Consider the following 17,821-nt stretch of genomic DNA (forward strand, 5'->3'; position numbering starts at 1 on the left):
GAGTCATCAAGCCACACCACCCCAAAGGAGCACCATGACCACCTACGATCTCGCCCTCATTGGCTTCGGCGGAGTCAACCGCACGCTTGCCGAAATCGTCCACGAACGCGGTGCGGAACTCCGCGCGGATCTCGGGTTCGGTTTGCGGATTGTTGCCATCACGGACCTTCGGTTGGGCTCGCTCATGGTCCCCGGCGGAATCGACCTCGACATGGCGTTGCACCTCCGGGCCGGTGGAACATTCGCAGACTACGGGGGATCGCGGGACACCAACAACGAGGAGGTAATCCGCAACTGCACGGCCGACATTATTTGTGAAGCCACCTTCACCAACCCGGAAGACGGGGAACCAGCCGTATCCCACGTCCGCTGGGCGCTGGAATCCGGCAAGAGCGTCTGCACCACCAACAAGGGCCCCGTGGCGCTTCAGGGACGGGAGCTGACCGGCCTGGCCGCGGCAAACGGAGCCAGGTTCGAGTTTGAAGGTGCCGTCATGAGCGGCACCCCCGTCATCAGGCTCGCAAAGCAGATGTTCACCGGGCTCGCCATCGAGGGCTTCGAGGGCATCCTCAACGGCACCAGTAACTACGTGTTGGGCCGAATGGAAGCAGGTCTCGACTTGGAGTCAGCCGTTCGTGAAGCGCAGGAACTCGGTTACGCAGAAGCCAACCCCACTGCAGATATAGAAGGATTCGACGTCCAACTCAAGGTGCTGATTTTGGCCAATGAACTGCTGGGCGCCGGAATCACACTCGAGGACGTCAGCCGCGAAGGCATCTCCTCCCTGACCCCTGCAGACATCGCCAAGGCGGCTGCGGAGGGGCATCGATGGAAGCTGATTGGATCAGCAATCAGGAACACCGACGGCACCGTCTCGGCTTCGGTCAAACCTATGGCGCTGCCCCTGGATCACGGCTTGGCGGGCATCTCCGGTGCCACCAACGCCGTCTCTTTCACGACGGACCTGTTGGGCCCGGTAACGATCTCCGGCCCCGGCGCAGGAAGGGTCGAAACCGCCTATGCACTGCTCTCCGACATCATCGCCATGCACGCAGCCAAGAAAGTTGACTCCCATGTCTGAGACCCTCACCGCAGTGCTTCCCACCGAAACCGGTGTCCTGGACGTCACCAGTCCCTTCGACCACCGCACTGTGGGGAGTATCAAACTCACTGACCTCGACGAGGTGGCAGATGTCCTTGCCACCGCACGGGCCGGAGCCGAGGCATCGGCAGCGCTCTCCCGCAATGACCGGGGCAGAATCCTGGACCGCGCCGCGCAGTCCATCGAAGAACGCAGCGAAATTTTTGCCCGGACCATTGTCAATGAAGCCGGAAAGACCATCCGCCAGGCGCGCAAGGAGGTCCTGAGGGCAGTCAACACCCTTCGGTTGTCAGCTGCGGAGGCCCGGCGCAACGCCGGTGAGGTCGTCCCCTTTGACGCGTACGAAGGATCCGAGGACCGGCAGGGCTGGTTCTCCCGTGAACCGCTGGGAATCATCCTGGCCATCACGCCTTTCAACGATCCCCTTAACCTGGTAGCCCACAAGGTGGGGCCTGCAATCGCTGGAGGCAACGCCGTCGTTCTTAAACCTTCGGCACTGACTCCGCTGTCCGCGCAGCTGCTGGCGGAAACTTTGTTCGAAGCGGGACTCCCGGACACTGTACTGACCCTCGTACACGGCGGCCGCGAGGTCGCCCGGAAGATCCTGTCCGCCCCGGACGTACGCATGGTGTCCTTCACCGGCGGCTTCTCAACTGGGGAGGACATCGCAAGGACGGCGGGACTCAAGAAGCTGGCCATGGACCTTGGTGGAAATGCTCCCGTCATCGTCATGGACGACGCCGACCTGCAGAAGGCGGTCGAGTCCTGCGTCTCCGGGGCGTTCTGGGCAGCTGGGCAGAACTGCGTGGGAGTCCAGCGCATTCTGGTTCACAGCTCCGTCTACCAGGAGTTCAAGACCAGGTTCCTGGCCGAAACGGCGGCGCTGGTGTTGGGCGACCCGAGTGACGGGAAGACCGACGTCGGACCGATGATCACCGCCGGGGCCGCCGCAACGATCATGGAGAAGATTCGCTTGGCCGTCGACGCCGGTGCAGTCCTGCTGGCCGGCGGCAAGAGCTTCGGAAACCTGGTTCAGCCGACCGTGGCCGAGGCGGTTCCCGAAGACAGCCGGCTGTGGCAGGAAGAAGCCTTCGGGCCACTTGTGATGCTGCGGCCAGTGGATTCCCTGCAGGAAGCCGTGGACGTTGCCAACTCGATCGACTTCAGCCTTCATGCCGGGATCTTCACATCTTCACTCGGCAATGCCATGGGCGCAGCCAAGCAGATCCAGGCAGGTGGCGTGATGATCAACGATTCCTCCGACTACCGCTTCGACGGCATGCCGTTCGGCGGCTTCAAATTCGGCAGCCTGGGCCGCGAAGGAGTCCGCTTCGCCTACGAGGACATGACCCAGCCCAAGGTCATCTGCATCAAGAACTGACGGGAGGAGTACCTTGCAGAAGCAGTATCGGGTGGAGGAAGACTCTCTTGGCCGCATCAAGGTGCCGGCCGACGCCTACTGGGGCGCCCACACGGCCCGTGCCCTGGAGAACTTCCCCATCAGCGGGACAACCCTGGCACAGCATCCCCGCCTCGTCACGGCCCTGGCCATGGTCAAAAGGGCTGCCGCCGTTACGAACGGACGGCTCGGCGTCATTGATGCCACCACGGCGGCAGCCATCGGCGAAGCCTGCGAAGCCATCGAGGCCGGGCAATTCCTTGACCAGTTCTGCGTGGACGTCATCCAGGGAGGTGCAGGCACCAGCACCAATATGAACGCCAACGAGGTGATCGCCAACGTTGCGCTGGAAACTCTGGGGCACCCCCTCGGCAGTTATCAGTTGCTCCATCCCATCGACCACGTTAACCGCTGCCAGTCCACCAACGATGTCTATCCGACTGCCCTTAAATTGGCCTTGGCAGGCGCCGTGCAGGGCCTGTGCCAGGAACTCGACATGCTGGCTGAGGCGTTCCAGGATAAAGGAATCGCTTTCGTTGACATCGTGAAGATGGGGCGCACGCAGTTGCAGGATGCGGTACCCATGACCTTGGGCCAGGAGTTCCACGCCTTCGCGGCGACTGTCACCGAGGACCGGCAGCGGCTGGAAGAGTCTGCCGGTCTCCTCCTTGAGTGCAGCCTGGGAGCTACGGCCATTGGAACCGGAATCACTGCAGCTGCCGGTTACCGGGAGCGGGTAGTGGACGCGCTGGCAGAAATCAGCGGTTATCGGCTGGTGCCGGCCGCCAATCTGGTAGAGGCCACCTCCGATGTGGGCGTGTTCATGCACTTGTCCGGAATGCTTAAGCGTTCCGCGGTCAAAATTTCCAAAATAAGCAGCGACCTCAGATTGCTTTCCAGCGGACCACAAAATGGTTTGGGTGAGCTGCGGCTGCCGCCGCGGCAGGCGGGCTCGTCGATCATGCCCGGCAAAGTCAACCCGGTCATCCCGGAAACCCTCAACCAGATCGCATTCGCCGTCGCAGGCGCGGACACAACCGTCACCATGGCCGCCGACAACGGCCAACTTCAACTCAATGCCTTCGAACCGGTGATTGGGCACGTACTGCTTCAGGGACTGTCCTGGTTGACCAACGGAGCACGTATCCTCCGGACCCACTGCGTCGAGGGCATTGAAGCCAATGAGGAACTGCTGCGTTCGAAGGTGGCAAGCTCGGCTGGCCTTGCCACGGCTTTCATCCCGGCGATCGGATATGCAGCTGCAGCCGCGGTAGCCAAGCGCGCACTCCAAGACGATACGCCGGTGCTGGAGGCCATTACGTCACTGGGAGTGTTGGACCGGGAGGCCGCAAGGATCATCATGGACGACGCCGCTGGTCTTATTCCGCGGGTGCCGGGTGGTCCTGTGGTGCCCTAGACGGAACCCCTGCGGATCACATTGGAGAGCGTCATGGCCGTAACGGTGTCGGCCACGCCGGGAATGGCGGCGATCTCCTCCCAGATCTCCTGAACGCGGCCAAGAGAACGGGCTTCCACCCGGACAATCAAGTCAAAGTCGCCACTCAGGACATCACAAAGGACTACTTCGGGGATGGCACGGAGCGCAGCCAGGACATCAGCTCCGCGCATGCGGTCCTTGCGGTAAACCATGAGGAACGCCGAGACGGAGTCCTGTCCGTCGCCACCGGCCACCACCGTGTAGCCCTGGATGTAGCCGTGCCGCTCCATCCTTTCGATCCGCTGCCGAACCGCGTTCCTTGACAGCATCACCTTGCTGGCAAGGACCGCGTGGGGGACCCGGGCGTTCCTGGTTAATTCCGCGAGGATGCTTTGGTCAATACCGTCCAGGCCTGGTCGTTCCATGAGTCCCATCCACAAATAAGCACACAGACGCAAAGTACAGCGCCTGCTTTGACCGAAAGGCCCAAGAAGAAATGATACGTCGACAGCCCCGCGAGCCAGCTGCGGGGGAATTCACGTGCATCCTTTTCGATATGGACGGCACGTTGGTCGACTCCGCCGAAGGCGTGATTGGGAGCGCAGTTGCGGCCCTGGCGGCAGTCGGGGTCGAGCCACCCGGCAGGGAGGAACTGATGTCCTATGTGGGTCCGCCAATGATCGAGTCGTTCCGTTCGCTTCCGGGCATGGACGAAGAGCGGGCCCGCTTGGCTCTCAAGCACTACAGGAGGCACTACGCCGAAAGGGGATCCGGGAAAGCGCGGCTTTTTGACGGCATACAAGCGCTTCTCCAAGCAATCCAAGACGGCCTCCCGATGGCTGTAGCCACCTCCAAGATTGAGGACCAAGCCCTCAGGGTGGCCAGTTTGTTGGGGATCGATAAGCACTTCCTTGACATCTGCGGAGCCTCAGACGCCTTGGACCGGTCACGCAAGAAGGATGTCATCGCCGAGTCCCTGCGGCGGCTCCAGTCGCAGGGCGTGGACGTGGCCAGGCCCGTCATGGTGGGAGACAGGATCTACGACGTCGAGGGAGCCGCCTGCTTTGGGATCCCCACAGTTTTCGCTCTGTGGGGCTACGGCACTCACGAAGAGCTGGCAGGTGCCGCCGCCGTCGCGGCCCATCCGAAGGATGTGGCTTCCATTGTGCTTGGCCGGTCGCTCGTCACCCATGAAGCCTGCGCCAGTCTTCAATAAAGAGCCACTCTCGGGAGGCCGCCCGGTGGCACAGCCAACAAAATTCCATTGCTACGACAACTCACGGGCAGTTATTCTTCGACTGTGGAACTGGCCGTGCCGCAGGTCTTCCATCCGCCGCCGCATCCGGCCCGGCGTTTCGGACGGCATAAGTGCCGCCGTCAGGGTTCACCCGTACCGCCTAACAAACGCATGGTCTCCGCCCAATGGGTGATGCGTTTCTCTGCAGGACTGTGAGGAGATCACCGTGTTCGTAATAGTCCATCATCAGGCGTCCTGAAGCGGATAGCTGTGCCTGCGGGCATTCCCTGTGCTGGGCGGCCAGTGGGAGTCTGCTGAGTTTCCGTCCTTCTTTGTCGCCGAGCGACGAGACCATGTTCGTGTAACGAATGTGGCGCCTAGGTTTTCCATACCTGCGGATTCTGGCCTTGGACGGCCATTCGAATCGAAGGACCAGTCATGCAACGCATCGTTTCTTCACGTGCCCTCATACTCTTTGCGAGCCTCTCCCTTGCAGTCTCCGGGTCAATCATGAGTCTGCTTCCGGCAGCTGCGCCCGCCGCGGCGGCCGTTCCGCTGGCAACAGACCGGATCGTCAGCACGCACCAAAGTGCCGCCTCCACGCGAATCGTCTCGCCCGCCTTCACGACAAGCCAGACGAACGAACTCCTTCTCGCTTTCCTCTCATCCGACGGACCAAAGGCCACCGGAGGAGCCTCTTTCTCGTCGGTGTCAGGTGGCGGCCTCTCCTGGCGTTTGCGCAAACGGACCAACTCCCAATATGGCACTGCGGAGATTTGGCAGGCCGTCGCTCCGAGCGTGCTGACCAACGTCACTGTCACGGCCGCCAACTCGGGTTCCTACCAATCGTCGATGACGGTGGCGACCTTTGTCGGCGCGGACCTGGGCATTGACGGCGCTGTTGGAACAGGGAACGCCACCACTGGGGCTCCGAGCGCTTCCCTGACTACAACACGTGCCGGTTCGTGGGTGTGGGGAGTGGGAAATGATTGGGACAGGGCCACCGCCCGCACCGCCGGCGCTGGACAGACGAAGGTCGACGAATTCCTTTCGAGCCAAGGCGATACGTTCTGGGTCCAGCGCCAGAGCGCAATAACGACGGCGGCACCTCCTGCCGTCGTGGCGATCAACGACACGGCACCTACCACTGACCAATGGAACCTCTCCGTCATTGAAATTCTTCCGGCGTCAGCGGCAACAGGTGACACCACCGCACCCGTGATCTCCGCTGTGTCTGCCGGCACGCCCGGTGCCAGTGGAGCAACCATCACCTGGACCACGGACGAAACTTCCACCTCGCAAGTGGAATACGGCACCACCACTGCATATGGCCAAAGCACGGTTCAAAATTCGATGCTTCAGACCGCGCACTCGGAGGCTGTGGCCGGGCTTTCGCCAGGCACCCTTTACCACTACCGGGTGAAATCCGCTGATGCTGCAAGCAACGTTGCTGTCTCGGCGGACTCGACCTTCACCACCGCGGGCGGCGGTTCCGGCACGGATCCGGCGGTGGTCGGCTCGTGGGGTCCTGTCGTGGCGTGGCCGGAGGTGTCCATTCACGCTGCCCTGACACCGACCGGGAAAGTTCTCACCTGGCAGGGCGACTTCTCCCAAGGCGGCCAGCAGTACCTGCTTGATCCCGCGACAGGCAACTACATTCAGGTGCCGAGCGCTGCCGCCGACCTCTTCTGCGCAGGTCAAGCGGTCCTGCCCGACGGCCGCATCCTCGTCGTCGGCGGAACCTCTACAAGCGGCGGGCTGGGAATCCGCACTGTGACTGCCTTCGAACCTGCCTCGGAAACCTGGCAAACCCTGGCGCCCATGAACCATCCGCGGTGGTATCCAACAGCGACGACGTTGGCCGACGGACGCGTGTTGGTGACCTCTGGTTCGAACACCAGCTTGTCCGACCTCGTGCCCATCCCTGAGATCTATTCGCCCACCACGAACTCGTGGACCGACTTGACGGGTGCCAGCCGGACAATCCCGTACTACCCCTTCATGTATCAGCTGCCTGATGGCCGAGTCCTCCAGTCAGGGGCGTCCGAACAAGCCACCTCGACCCTGGCGCTGAATGTGTCGACGCAGCAATGGACCACCGTGGACTCCCGTGTCCTGGACGGCGCGTCTATCGCGAACTTCGCTCCGGGCAAATTCATCAAGGCAGGATCGGCTTCCGACAGTGGATTCACGGGCCAGTCCACCAACACCGCCTATACCCTGGACATGAATTCGCAAAGCCCGGCATGGCAGGCCACGGCAGCAATGGCGTTTCCCCGTAGCTTCGTGAACTTGACCAACCTGCCCGATGGCACAGTCCTTGCTACAGGAGGAGGCACTGACAAATCGGGTCAGGATGTCACCAAAGCCGTGATGCAGGCCGAGCTGTGGCAACCGTCATCGGGGACGTGGAGCACCCTTGCGCCGATGTCTGTTCCCCGCCTCTATCATTCGGTGGCGGTCTTGCTCCCGGATGGTCGCGTCTTCGTTTCCGGCAGCGGCGGGGACGAAGGGGTCACAGACCAGAGGAGTTACCAGATGTACTCCCCGCCGTATCTCTTCAAAGGACCACGGCCGAGCATCTCCAGTGTGCCCGGTAGTGCCCAATACGGTTCAACGGCGTTCATCGGCACACCCGACGCGTCCCGTATTCAATCCGTCTCACTGATCAAGACAGGATCAGTGACCCACGCCTTCGACGAGAACGCCCGGGCCATGAGCCTGAACTTCTCCCAGGCCGCCGGTGGTCTCAACGTCCAAATGCCTGTTAACGGCAACTATGCCCCTCCCGGGTACTATCTGCTTTCGATCGTAGACGCCAATGGTGTTCCTTCCACGGCTGGAATGATCAGGTTGCCGGCGCCGGGTCAGGACACAACCCCTCCATCGGCTCCGACGGGCCTGGTTGCCTCGGCTTCTGCCGGGCAGATCGCTTTGACGTGGACGGCCAGTACGGACAATGTGGGTGTCTCCTCCTACCGGGTTACCCGCGACGGAGCCGTGATCGGGACCTCGCCATCGTCAAGTTACTCCGACGGATCGGTTGTCGCCGGGACGACTTACACCTACACCGTCGCCGCCCTCGACGCGGCAGGCAACGTCAGCCCGCCGTCGAACAATGCCACGGCGCAAGCCGTCGCAGCGCCTCCCGGCGTCACGGTCGACAAGATCGTTTCGGTCCACCAAGGCACCAGCACGACGACGATCAGCGCCCCTGGCGTGACGACCACCGGCTCCAACGAAGTTCTCCTTGCTTTCATCAGTTCGGACGGTCCGAACACCGCAGGGTCTGCCCGGATCGCCACAGTGTCCGGCGGCGGGCTCACCTGGGCGCTGCGGCAAAGATCCAACACGCAGCCAGGCACTGCAGAGATCTGGCAAGCCGTCGCCCCGGGCCCGCTGTCCAACGTGACCGTCACGGCCACACAGGCCTCGGGCAGCTGGCAGGCCGCCATGACGGTGGTCGCCTTCCGCGGGGCGGACAGCACCACGGGTGCAACACTGGGTGCGAATGCCTCCTCAGGAGCGCCAACTGCCACTCTCACCACGACGAGGGCCGGCTCCTGGGTGTGGGGCGTCGGTACGGACTGGTCCAACCCCATAGCGCGCACGCCTGGGTCGAACCAAACACTCGTCGACCAGTTCCTGGCGCCAGCGGGGGACACCTACTGGGTCCAACGACAGAACTCCGCCACACCGTCGAACGGGACCTCGGTGACCATCAATGACACGTCCCCAACAACGGACCGGTGGAATCTCGCGATCATCGAAGTTGCGGCCGCGCCCTAGCCCTGGGCGCGTCCACGTTCAGGCGTGAGCTGCCAAGCGAATGAAGTAAGGCTCCAACCTTTTCAGGCTCTCCTACTCGAACAAGACGTCCACTACGACCTGCGTCACTTTATGAATGATGTCGGTACGTTCTGCAACGCTGCCTAAGTCTTCACCCCTGGTGTAAACAACCAGTGCGTAGCTGTGTCCGTCCTTGTCCAATATTGCGGCATCGTGCAGCTCGCCGCCCAGCTCCCCGTACTTGTGGTACACCTTGACGTCCCCGGGGACGGCCGCCGGAATGAGCGTTTCATCGTTCGTGTTCTGCATCATGGACAATAACTGCGTTGTGTCCTCGGCATTGAGCAGGCTCCCGGAGTACAGCCGACCGAGGATGCGGGCCATGTCCGCGGGGGTGAGGGTGTTCGTTTCCGGGTCGTACTGCATGCCCAATGAATCCGCGTACTCGCTCAGCTCCTGGAAGCCGATGGCATCCATGATCAGTGACCAGGAGTCATTGTCGCTCTGCTGGATCATGGCCTGCAATTGAAAGGATGCCGGATAGGCGCCCAGCAGCTCGTTGAGTGTTGCCGCGCCGGTTTCAACAAGGTGGTAATACGCTTCGGCTGCCAGTACCTTGGCGGTGCTCGCAGCCACGAAGGGTTCCTCGACGCCGTACTCGTGGACTTCCTTGTCCTCGCCGCCGGCTGTCACATCCAGGAGCGCTACCCCGATCTGATATTCCGGGTAGGCGTCGATAACGTCGTTGATCTTGCGCTCCAGGTCAGGGTCATTGATGGAGTCGGCCGCTGCCACCCCTGGCGCGGAGGGCGCAGACGTCGGCAGAGAAAGGGCAACCGCCGGTGGAGTCGATTGTTGCACCGAAGTCGTCTTGGACGCGGCGTTGGATGTAGCGCGGGCCTGGGTCGCAGTGTGGACGCTGACCGACACCACCGTTGCCAGAAGGAGGGCGCAAGCCCCTATGAAGAGCGCACGTTTTCGGTGAATGGCGCGCGAACGGCGTCGGGCACGGCCGATCGTGCAGGTCTTTGGCCCAGGCTGCTCCAGGTTGCTTTCGTCCACGTCCGCAACGCTAAGAGTGGAACCTATGCCGCAGCTATGAACCAACTGTTTTTGTGTTGAGCTCCGAACTGGATGAGGGTCAGCATGGCACACAAGACAGAACCCGCGCCGAGCGTTAACTCCACCCAACTCGGCGCACCCTAAATCCTCGAAACAAATTGACAAGATTTATAAAACGCAGAACTGATTAATCTTCATTCTCAATCCATCGCAATTAGATGCGCTATAGGGGGATAAGTATTGTCAAGCAAAAGGGTGGGTGTCTCCCAAAGGAAACACCCACCCTGCCTTGCTTCTCCAGTTACTGCTTGGATGCGTTGATACTGCTGCGCCTGCGTGCGACCACCACCGAAGCGGTGCCTGCGGCCAGGACGCTGGCGCCCACCAGCCCCCATGCGACCAGGCCGGGTTCGGCGGCTGTGTTGGTCGGCGCCGCCGCAGTTCCGGCGTCGGTAACGCTGGACACGGAAACCAGATTGGTCCCGCCCTTTCCATTGCCATTGTTGCCGCGACCGTGGTTGCCGTTGTTGACACCGACCCGTGCAGAGCGAACGTTGCCGGACGTGGCACCGGTAGCAACGACCTCGTATTGGCCAGCGTTTTCGAAGGTGATGCTGGTCGAGATGGAACCCTTGCTGTCGGCCGCCACGCTGAAGTTCGCCGGAGCGCTGCCCTTCGGGCCGCCCTTCTTCTCGAAGGTGACGTTGACGGTCTCGCCCGGGAAATATCCGGTGCCGGAAAAGGTGATGGTTTCGCCGCGGTCAATGTTGCCGTCGGAAACGGTCCCTTGCTCATTGCCCGGTGCGGGGTAGGTGCTGGCCACTGCCGGCGTTACGCCAGCGAAAACAACAACTCCCGAAAGCATTAGTGTTGCGATGGTCTTTTTCATTTTCTTCCTCGGGACGAGTTATGTAAATTCTGCCAGTTGCAAATTATTCGAGCAGCCAAAAGGCTGCACCCCCCATGCGTCCTGCCAGCGAAAGAGTATCAGTGGGGGAGGTGTGCGACAAGGGACGATGTATACGGTGACAAAAGATTAACTTATGCTTCACGTGACAGGACTCTCTCGGTTATTCCAAGTAACAACATGAATTTATGACAAACTCAACAGCCCCAGTGACAGGCAGGTCATACCGTGCCCACGGCAAGCCCAGCCAGCCTCGGGCGGATTCAAGCACAGGCCCGGCAGGCATGTGGAGGCTCGCCCGCTCAGCCGCACTGGAGTAGCATCCGCCTCATGGACCCGAGGTTGTTTGCCTACGTCAGTTATGTAGATGCTCCTGCAGCGCTGGACTGGTTGAAGCAGGTTGGTTTCACAGTTGTACGGCGCCAGGACGGAGCTGATGGGGCGGTGATTCATGCCGAAGTCCGGTTCGGAGACGCTGTGATCATGGTGGCCAGCGACGACGCCGAGTATCAGCGGCCACCCCTGGTGGGCAGGTCCACGGGGCAGGGGCTGTACTTGCTGACCGACGATGTCGACCGTTTCTACAGAAGAGCGTTGGACGCCGGTGCCACCAGCGTCATTGAACCAGAGGACACGGAGTGGGGCTCACGCAGGTGCAGGGTACTTGATCCGCAGGGACGCGAGTGGAGCGCAGGGACTTATGAGCCGGGAACGGTTTGAGCTGGCAACCAACTCCACCTCTCACAGCTAACACGCAACCTTCACAGGCCGCGCATACGTCAGGCAAACCTCCGGCCTAGCCTGCCTCCGTAAAAAAGACGCATGACTCCTCCTCAGACCCAACATCGTAAGGGCGGCCGGACCCGGCGCGCCGTCGTTTCCGCCGTCCTGGCGGTCAGCCTCTCCGCAGGAGGTGCGGCCGCATGGGCCTTGGACCGCTTCGTCATCCCGCATGCCCAGATCACCAACGTCTCCGAATATGAGGCAAGTCAGGCTGGCACCACTACCACCTCGGACAATTCGGCGAGCGCCGTCGTCACGGACACCAGCTACACCCAGGGTGACACCGGCGTCACCATCTCCACGGTGACCACCGGCAGCGGCGACAGCACGGTCACGTACTATGTCGCCGACGTCGTACTCAGTGACGCCACCACCCTGAAGTCCGCCTTCGCGGAGGACACCTACGGCGAGAACATCACGGAGACAACCTCCGCGATCGCCGAGGACCACAACGCAATCTTCGCCATTAACGGGGACTACTACGGTTTCCGGGACACGGGCATTGTGATCCGCAACGGAGTGGTGTACCGTGACGAGGGCGCTCGCCAGGGACTCGCGTTCTACAAGGACGGCACCGTCAAGGTCTATGACGAGACCACCACCACTGCGGACCAGCTCATTGCGGACGGCGTGTGGAACACCCTCTCCTTCGGCCCTTCGCTACTGAACAATGGCGAGATCGCGTCCGGGATCGAGGACGTGGAGGTGGATACCAACTTCGGCAACCACTCCATCCAGGGCGAGCAGCCGCGCACGGCAGTCGGGGTGATCGACCAAAACCACTTGGTGTTCGTGGTGGTGGACGGCCGTAGCCCCGGTTATTCAGCCGGCGTCACCATGACCGGGCTGGCCCAGATCATGAAGGACCTGGGCGCCACCACCGCGTACAACATCGACGGCGGTGGTTCCTCCACCATGTACTTCAACGGATCGCTCGTGAACAACCCGCTCGGCGAGAACAAAGAGCGCGGCACCTCGGACATCCTCTACATCGCCCAGTAGCCATGATCATCTTGATACCGGCGTACGAGCCGGACCAAAAGCTCATTTCCCTTGTCCGCGACCTTCGGGACGCCGATCCATGGATCACCATCGTTGTGGTTGATGACGGTTCCGGCCCCGCCTTCCAGGAGGTGTTCGACGGCGTTACCCGCCTCGGGTGCCACGTGCTCAGTTACGCCGTGAACGGCGGAAAGGGGCACGCCCTTAAAAGCGGCTTCGCGTTCATCGCCGGGCGGTTCCCTGGCCATGACGTGGTGTGTGCCGACAGCGACGGCCAGCACGGCGTGGCCGACATTCTGGCTGTCGCTGACCGTGTACGGCGCGTGAGCGCTTCGATGGTCCTGGGTTGCCGGACATTCTCCGGCGATGTCCCGGCCAGAAGCAGATTCGGCAACACGGTAACGCGTTGGCTGTTCCGCCTGGCGACAGGGCAGCGCGTCCCGGACACCCAGACAGGACTGCGGGGCTACCGGGCGCACATGGTGCCGTGGCTTCTCACTGTCCCGGGGCAGCGCTACGAGTACGAACTGAACCTGTTGTTGGAGGCCAAGCAGGCTGGTTACGGCATAGAGACCGTAGAGATCGCCACGGTCTACCTGGACAACAACTCCGGCTCACATTTCCGGCCTGTCGCAGATTCCCTCAGGATCTATGCGCCGTTGCTGAAGTTCCTGGGATCATCGTTCTCGGCCTTCCTGGTGGACACGGTGCTGTTCCTTGTCCTGAGCGCTCTCACGGATTCCCTCTTGCTCGCGGTGCTTGGCGCCAGGGCAATCAGCGCGGCTGTGAATTTCATGGTGAACCGCAGCCTGGTCTTTAAACACGGCAAAGAAAAATCCCTACGTTCCGCGATCACCGGCTACGTGGCTTTGGTGCTGGTCCTGCTCACGGCCAACTACGGCATCATGTGGACGCTGACATCCCTCGCTGTGCCCGGGCTGCCGGCCAAGCTCGCCACGGAGCTGACGCTGCTCGGTGTGAGCTACGCCGTCCAACAGCGCTTCCTCTTTGCGGGAAGGGTCCGGACCGCGCCAACGGCACCCGCGAGCGCAAGCCGCACCGCCGCCGTCGAAAGTCATATCCCAGCCTTGGCCCCGGCACAGTTTCAGCACAGCAGCACCGGGAATCGTAGAGACCAGCCCACCAACAGATTCCGGAGTATCCGATGAACACCATCATCCTCATGGCGGCGGACCTGGCCGCCATCTCAGTACTTACCCTCGCCCTCTACCTTCGTCGGCACCGGCGCCGTGACCTGGTGGTGTCCTACCTGGGCATGAACGTCGGAGTCCTGGCTGTTGCTACGGCATTGTCCGGCTCAGCTGCCGGCGTCGGACTTGGCCTGGGCTCTTCGGTGTGCTCTCGATCATCCGTCTCCGCTCCACGGAGCTCGCCCAGCACGAGGTGGCCTACTACTTCTCCGCCCTGGCCCTGGGCTTGATTGCCGGCATTGGAGTGGAGCCGCTGTGGCTCACGTTGTCCCTCATGGCCCTGGTCCTGCTGGTCATGTTCATTGGAGACAACCCCGCAGTCCTTCCCGCCTACCGCCACCAAACCGTGGTCCTGGACCGCGCCATCACTGATGAGGACGAACTCGCCACACGGCTGGAAGAAGTCCTCAACGGCACCGTCCATTCGGCCACCGTCCAGGAGCTGGACCTGGTCAACGACAAGACGGTCGTGGATGTTCGCTACGCGGTCCGGCCACGGCGGCCACAGCAGACGGGGCTTGGCTTCGACACCCCTGCCGGAGCGCTGGCCCCCGCCCCGCAGGAGCTTCCGGCACGACCCACCGAACAGCAGGAACGCACCCCGGCTGGTCTCGCATGAGCCGCCCCGACGCCGGACCGGTGGTCCGCCACCTGGCCCAGCTACCCGCCGTCGGGCTCGAAGAGCTCACCACGGAAGCTGCGTTGCTGACGCGGGTGGACCGCAAGTATCTGGTGCCCTCGGCCACGGCCCGCCGCATCTTCGCAAGCTTCAGCACCGATACCCGGGTGCTGGAGATGGACGGGAGAAGGACCTTCGAATACGACTCGGTGTACTTCGATACGCCCACGTTGGACAGCTATATGTTGGCAGCCCACGGCAGGCGCCGCCGGTTCAAGGTTCGGACGCGGACCTACGTGGACAGCGGTGTGAGCTTCCTCGAAGTGAAGACCGAAGGAGCCCGCGAAGCCACGGTCAAGGAACGGATTCCGTATGAACCCGGTGACCGGGACAGGCTGACGGAAGAGGGACTGGCGTACATCAATGAAACGCTTGCGGCGGCGATCGGGGATATCGAATTCGGTCCGCTGGAACCTGTTCTGTCCACGCGCTATGACCGCACCACCCTGTACCTCCCCGGATCCGGAAGCCGCGCCACGATCGATACGGACGTCACCTGGCAGCGGCCCGACGGCACACCATGGGTCCTGGACAACGCCGTAGTGGTCGAAACGAAATCCGGCTCAGCCCCGGGCCCCTTGGACAAGCATCTATGGGCCCACGGAGTCCGCCCCTGCAGGATCTCCAAGTTCGCCACCGGCATGGCAGCCCTCCACCCCGAACTCCCGGCAAACCGCTGGAACCAGACACTCCGCCGACGCCTGCCATTGCGGCCGGCCAACTGACCGCCCACCCTTCCACAGTTTAGGAACACACCATGCGCTCCCTCCGAACCAGCCTGTCCGTCGCCGCCGTCGCCCTCGCCATATCGCTGGCCGGCTGCTCAACTGCAGCGAATACGTCAGCCGGCACGGGCAACACATCGTCCGTTCAGCAGGTGGTCACCGCGGACACCATCGCCGAAAGTACCCACTTCGACAGCGACGACCTCACGTGGGACGCCGCGTCCGAGGTGAAAGTCAGCCTGTCCGACGGCGGCAGTAACGTAACGTCGTCGTCCTCCACGGGAGTCGCTGTGGACGGCAATACGGTGACCATCAGCGCCGCCGGCACGTACCGGTTGAGCGGCTCATTGACCGACGGCAGGATCGTGGTTGCCGCCGGTGATTCGGACACCGTGCGGATCATCCTCGACGGCGTGGAGTTGGCTAACTCAACAGGCTCGCCGTTTGTGGTGCAAAGCGCCGACGAGGCAATCCTGTACCTGCAGGACGGCACCAGCAACACCTTGGCTGACGCCACCGCATATACAGACCAGAGCGAGGACGCGCCTAACGCCGCCCTCTACTCCATGGCCGACCTGACCATCGCGGGTTCAGGCTCCCTGAGCGTCAACGGAAAGTACAAGGACGGCATAGTGTCCAAGGACGGGCTGGTCCTGGCCTCGGGCAATGTCAGCGTGGAGGCGGCGGACGACGGAATCCGCGGCAAGGACTATCTCGCGCTGCTGGACGGCAAGTATGACGTGACTGCCGGCGACGACGGCGTGAAATCCGACAACGATACCGACGAAGGCCGCGGCTGGTTGCTGGTCAGTGGCGGGATGCTGGACGTCAAAGCCGGCGACGACGGAGTGAAGGCATACAACACGCTCACCATCTCCGGTGGAACCGTCGGGGTGTCCCGGTCCGAGGAAGGGCTGGAAGCCCAGCACATCGTGATTTCGGGCGGTAACACGACGGTGACGTCCAACGATGACGGCGTTAACGCTGCGGGAGGCGCATCATCTTCCGGTGGCGACACCAGCGGCATGGGCGGCCCGGGCGGAGGCATGGGCGGGGGCTCCATGGAGGTCGGGGACTACACCGTGGATGTCTCCGGCGGAACACTCACCATCAACTCCGAAGGTGATGGCCTTGACTCCAACGGCAGCGCCACCATCTCCGGCGGCACAGTCGTGGTCAACGGGCCCACCAACGACGGCAACGGTGCACTGGACGTGAACGGCGACCTGACCGTCACCGGCGGAACCGTCGCAGCGTCCGGCAGTGCAGGCATGGCAGTCACGCCCGGGACAACGTCCACCCAGTCAGGCGTCCAGCTGACGTTCAACTCGAACGTGGCTGCCGACACGCCGATCCACATTGTCGACTCCTCCGGCAAGGTGGTGGCCACCTTCGTGACCACGAAGACCATCGCCTCACTCGTCTACTCGTCGTCGGCAATCGTGGACGGCCAGAGCTATACGATCTACACCGGCGGCACAGCAGATGCCAAGGCGGGCCTGACTACTGGTTCGATTGACGGAGCAGAATCCATGGGTACGGTGACCGCAGGCCAGTACACGCAAGCGCAAGGTCCGGGCGGACGCCGGTAGGTCCGGGGGGAGTCAGTCCTTGGCAACAGGATGGGGTGGGCTCTTCCACATGGTTGGATGGACAGAGGAACTGGCCGTGAAAGCCGCTGCCCGTACGGACTCCCGCGCCCGCACTGACGAGAGGATCACCTTGGCAAAGCACGGTGCTGCCGACCCTTACAGCCTCGAAAACCAACTGCCGAAGTACAACTTCCACCCGGAAACCTGGGCATGGAGGACCGCCGACTACAGCCTTTATGTAACCCGCGCTCCAGCCTCGGGGCAGCGCGTCTACGGTGACCGCCAAGTTACCTCCCCATGGGGACGGGGAAGCGGTGACAGCAGTGTGAGCAACATCTGGATGAGCGCAGCGCTTATCAATATGCTGACAGTGATCCCTGGCGTCACCGTCTTCCACCGACTCCGGGCTCCCGGCACACCGCGGAAACCGCTGAACACCAAGTTCCCCATCGAGCACGCTGTCCTGCATGGCTCCACCGTTTACCTGATCGACCCCAACGCCCTTTATTGGCCCCGCGATTCCCTGCGGTGGACGCAAAAGGGGAACGGCCGGTACGGCCTCGGTCCCAAGGCATATTACAGCCGTAACCATGAAGGCCTGGTCGACGGCGCCCGCCGCTTCATGACCCTCCCGGGGGTTCAGCGAGTGGTACCAATACTCGGAATGAATACCACCCCTCTGTCGGGCATGGATTCGAGTCACAACCCGCCGATCTCGAACGAGCTGCGCTGGTCCCCTCAAGGCGTAGGACTTTTTACCATCAATGAGATGATCGACTTCATCAGTTCCAGCATCATCAGGGCATTGCCGTCGTGGCAGGACAACCCGGAGCTCCGGACCGCCATGATCGACCTCCAGGAACGGAGCTTCTTCACCTTCAACTGATCCGGCCGG

General features: G+C 62.3%; 14 protein-coding genes and 1 pseudogene. 12 read left to right on the plus strand and 3 right to left on the minus strand.

From position 1 onward, the window contains the following. Window positions 1-34: 34 nt before the first annotated feature. The 3 genes from FDP28_RS00280 to FDP28_RS00290 are packed head-to-tail and all read left to right on the plus strand — an operon-like array spanning window position 35 to window position 3,918. A complete protein-coding gene (locus FDP28_RS00280) occupies window positions 35-1,081 on the plus strand; it encodes a homoserine dehydrogenase (RefSeq protein ID WP_144658622.1) in 1,047 nt (348 codons plus the stop codon). Continuing rightward, window positions 1,074-2,483 carry an aldehyde dehydrogenase family protein gene (locus tag FDP28_RS00285; RefSeq protein ID WP_144658623.1) on the plus strand — a complete coding sequence of 470 codons (1,410 nt, stop codon included), beginning with the start codon at window positions 1,074-1,076 and terminating at the stop codon, window positions 2,481-2,483. Before FDP28_RS00280 ends, FDP28_RS00285 begins: the two co-directional genes overlap by 8 nt. A 13-nt stretch (window positions 2,484-2,496) precedes the next feature. Beyond that, window positions 2,497-3,918 carry an aspartate ammonia-lyase gene (locus FDP28_RS00290; protein ID WP_144658624.1) on the plus strand — a complete coding sequence of 474 codons (1,422 nt, stop codon included), beginning with the start codon at window positions 2,497-2,499 and terminating at the stop codon, window positions 3,916-3,918. Here the strand turns inward: FDP28_RS00290 and FDP28_RS00295 are convergent. Beyond that, on the minus strand, window positions 3,915-4,364 hold the full coding sequence (locus FDP28_RS00295) for an Lrp/AsnC family transcriptional regulator (protein ID WP_144658625.1): 450 nt from the start codon (window positions 4,362-4,364) through the stop codon (window positions 3,915-3,917). The two genes, FDP28_RS00290 and FDP28_RS00295, sit on opposite strands and share 4 nt — an antisense overlap. Before the next feature lie 71 nt (window positions 4,365-4,435). On the opposite strand from FDP28_RS00295, the gene FDP28_RS00300 reads away from it, so the two are divergent. Both FDP28_RS00300 and FDP28_RS00305 read left to right on the plus strand, forming a co-directional pair. Beyond that, on the plus strand, window positions 4,436-5,155 hold the full coding sequence (locus FDP28_RS00300) for an HAD hydrolase-like protein (RefSeq protein WP_144658626.1): 720 nt from the start codon (window positions 4,436-4,438) through the stop codon (window positions 5,153-5,155). Between the two features lie 459 nt (window positions 5,156-5,614). After that, the gene (locus FDP28_RS00305; protein ID WP_144658627.1) at window positions 5,615-8,965 is read left to right on the plus strand and encodes a galactose oxidase-like domain-containing protein; all 3,351 of its coding nucleotides are present in this window, start codon (window positions 5,615-5,617) and stop codon (window positions 8,963-8,965) included. 72 nt (window positions 8,966-9,037) lie between these two features. Here the strand turns inward: FDP28_RS00305 and FDP28_RS00310 are convergent, their stop codons facing one another. Both FDP28_RS00310 and FDP28_RS00315 read right to left on the minus strand, forming a co-directional pair. After that, window positions 9,038-10,027, minus strand: coding sequence for a serine hydrolase (locus FDP28_RS00310; RefSeq protein WP_260842267.1), 990 nt, complete (start codon window positions 10,025-10,027; stop codon window positions 9,038-9,040). A 301-nt stretch (window positions 10,028-10,328) separates the two neighbouring features. Then, the gene (locus tag FDP28_RS00315) at window positions 10,329-10,916 is read right to left on the minus strand and encodes a neocarzinostatin apoprotein domain-containing protein (RefSeq protein WP_144658628.1); all 588 of its coding nucleotides are present in this window, start codon (window positions 10,914-10,916) and stop codon (window positions 10,329-10,331) included. Window positions 10,917-11,264: 348 nt separating this feature from the next. On the opposite strand from FDP28_RS00315, the gene FDP28_RS00320 reads away from it, so the two are divergent. The 7 genes and pseudogenes from FDP28_RS00320 to FDP28_RS00350 all read left to right on the plus strand — a co-directional run bounded on the left by FDP28_RS00320 (window position 11,265) and on the right by FDP28_RS00350 (window position 17,812). Continuing rightward, window positions 11,265-11,654 carry a VOC family protein gene (locus FDP28_RS00320; RefSeq protein ID WP_144658629.1) on the plus strand — a complete coding sequence of 130 codons (390 nt, stop codon included), beginning with the start codon at window positions 11,265-11,267 and terminating at the stop codon, window positions 11,652-11,654. A 102-nt stretch (window positions 11,655-11,756) separates the two neighbouring features. Continuing rightward, the gene (locus FDP28_RS00325) at window positions 11,757-12,719 is read left to right on the plus strand and encodes a phosphodiester glycosidase family protein (RefSeq protein WP_144658630.1); all 963 of its coding nucleotides are present in this window, start codon (window positions 11,757-11,759) and stop codon (window positions 12,717-12,719) included. Window positions 12,720-12,721: 2 nt separating this feature from the next. Next, entirely contained in the window at window positions 12,722-13,888 is a 1,167-nt protein-coding gene (locus tag FDP28_RS00330) for a bifunctional glycosyltransferase family 2/GtrA family protein (protein WP_144658631.1), read from the plus strand. Then, a pseudogene (locus FDP28_RS00335) lies at window positions 13,885-14,549 on the plus strand (DUF4956 domain-containing protein). The gene FDP28_RS00330 and the pseudogene FDP28_RS00335 overlap by 4 nt, the downstream one beginning before the upstream one ends. Further along, entirely contained in the window at window positions 14,546-15,334 is a 789-nt protein-coding gene (locus FDP28_RS00340; protein WP_144658632.1) for a polyphosphate polymerase domain-containing protein, read from the plus strand. The pseudogene FDP28_RS00335 and the gene FDP28_RS00340 overlap by 4 nt, the downstream one beginning before the upstream one ends. A 32-nt stretch (window positions 15,335-15,366) precedes the next feature. Next, the gene (locus FDP28_RS00345) at window positions 15,367-16,926 is read left to right on the plus strand and encodes a carbohydrate-binding domain-containing protein (RefSeq protein ID WP_144658633.1); all 1,560 of its coding nucleotides are present in this window, start codon (window positions 15,367-15,369) and stop codon (window positions 16,924-16,926) included. A 49-nt stretch (window positions 16,927-16,975) separates the two neighbouring features. Further along, window positions 16,976-17,812 (plus strand): hypothetical protein, encoded by an 837-nt coding sequence (locus tag FDP28_RS00350; protein WP_144658634.1) that lies wholly within the window; start codon window positions 16,976-16,978, stop codon window positions 17,810-17,812. Window positions 17,813-17,821 lie beyond the last annotated feature (9 nt).

Origin of the sequence: Paenarthrobacter nicotinovorans, assembly GCF_007670255.1 — a bacterium.
GTDB lineage: Bacteria > Actinomycetota > Actinomycetes > Actinomycetales > Micrococcaceae > Arthrobacter > Arthrobacter nicotinovorans_B.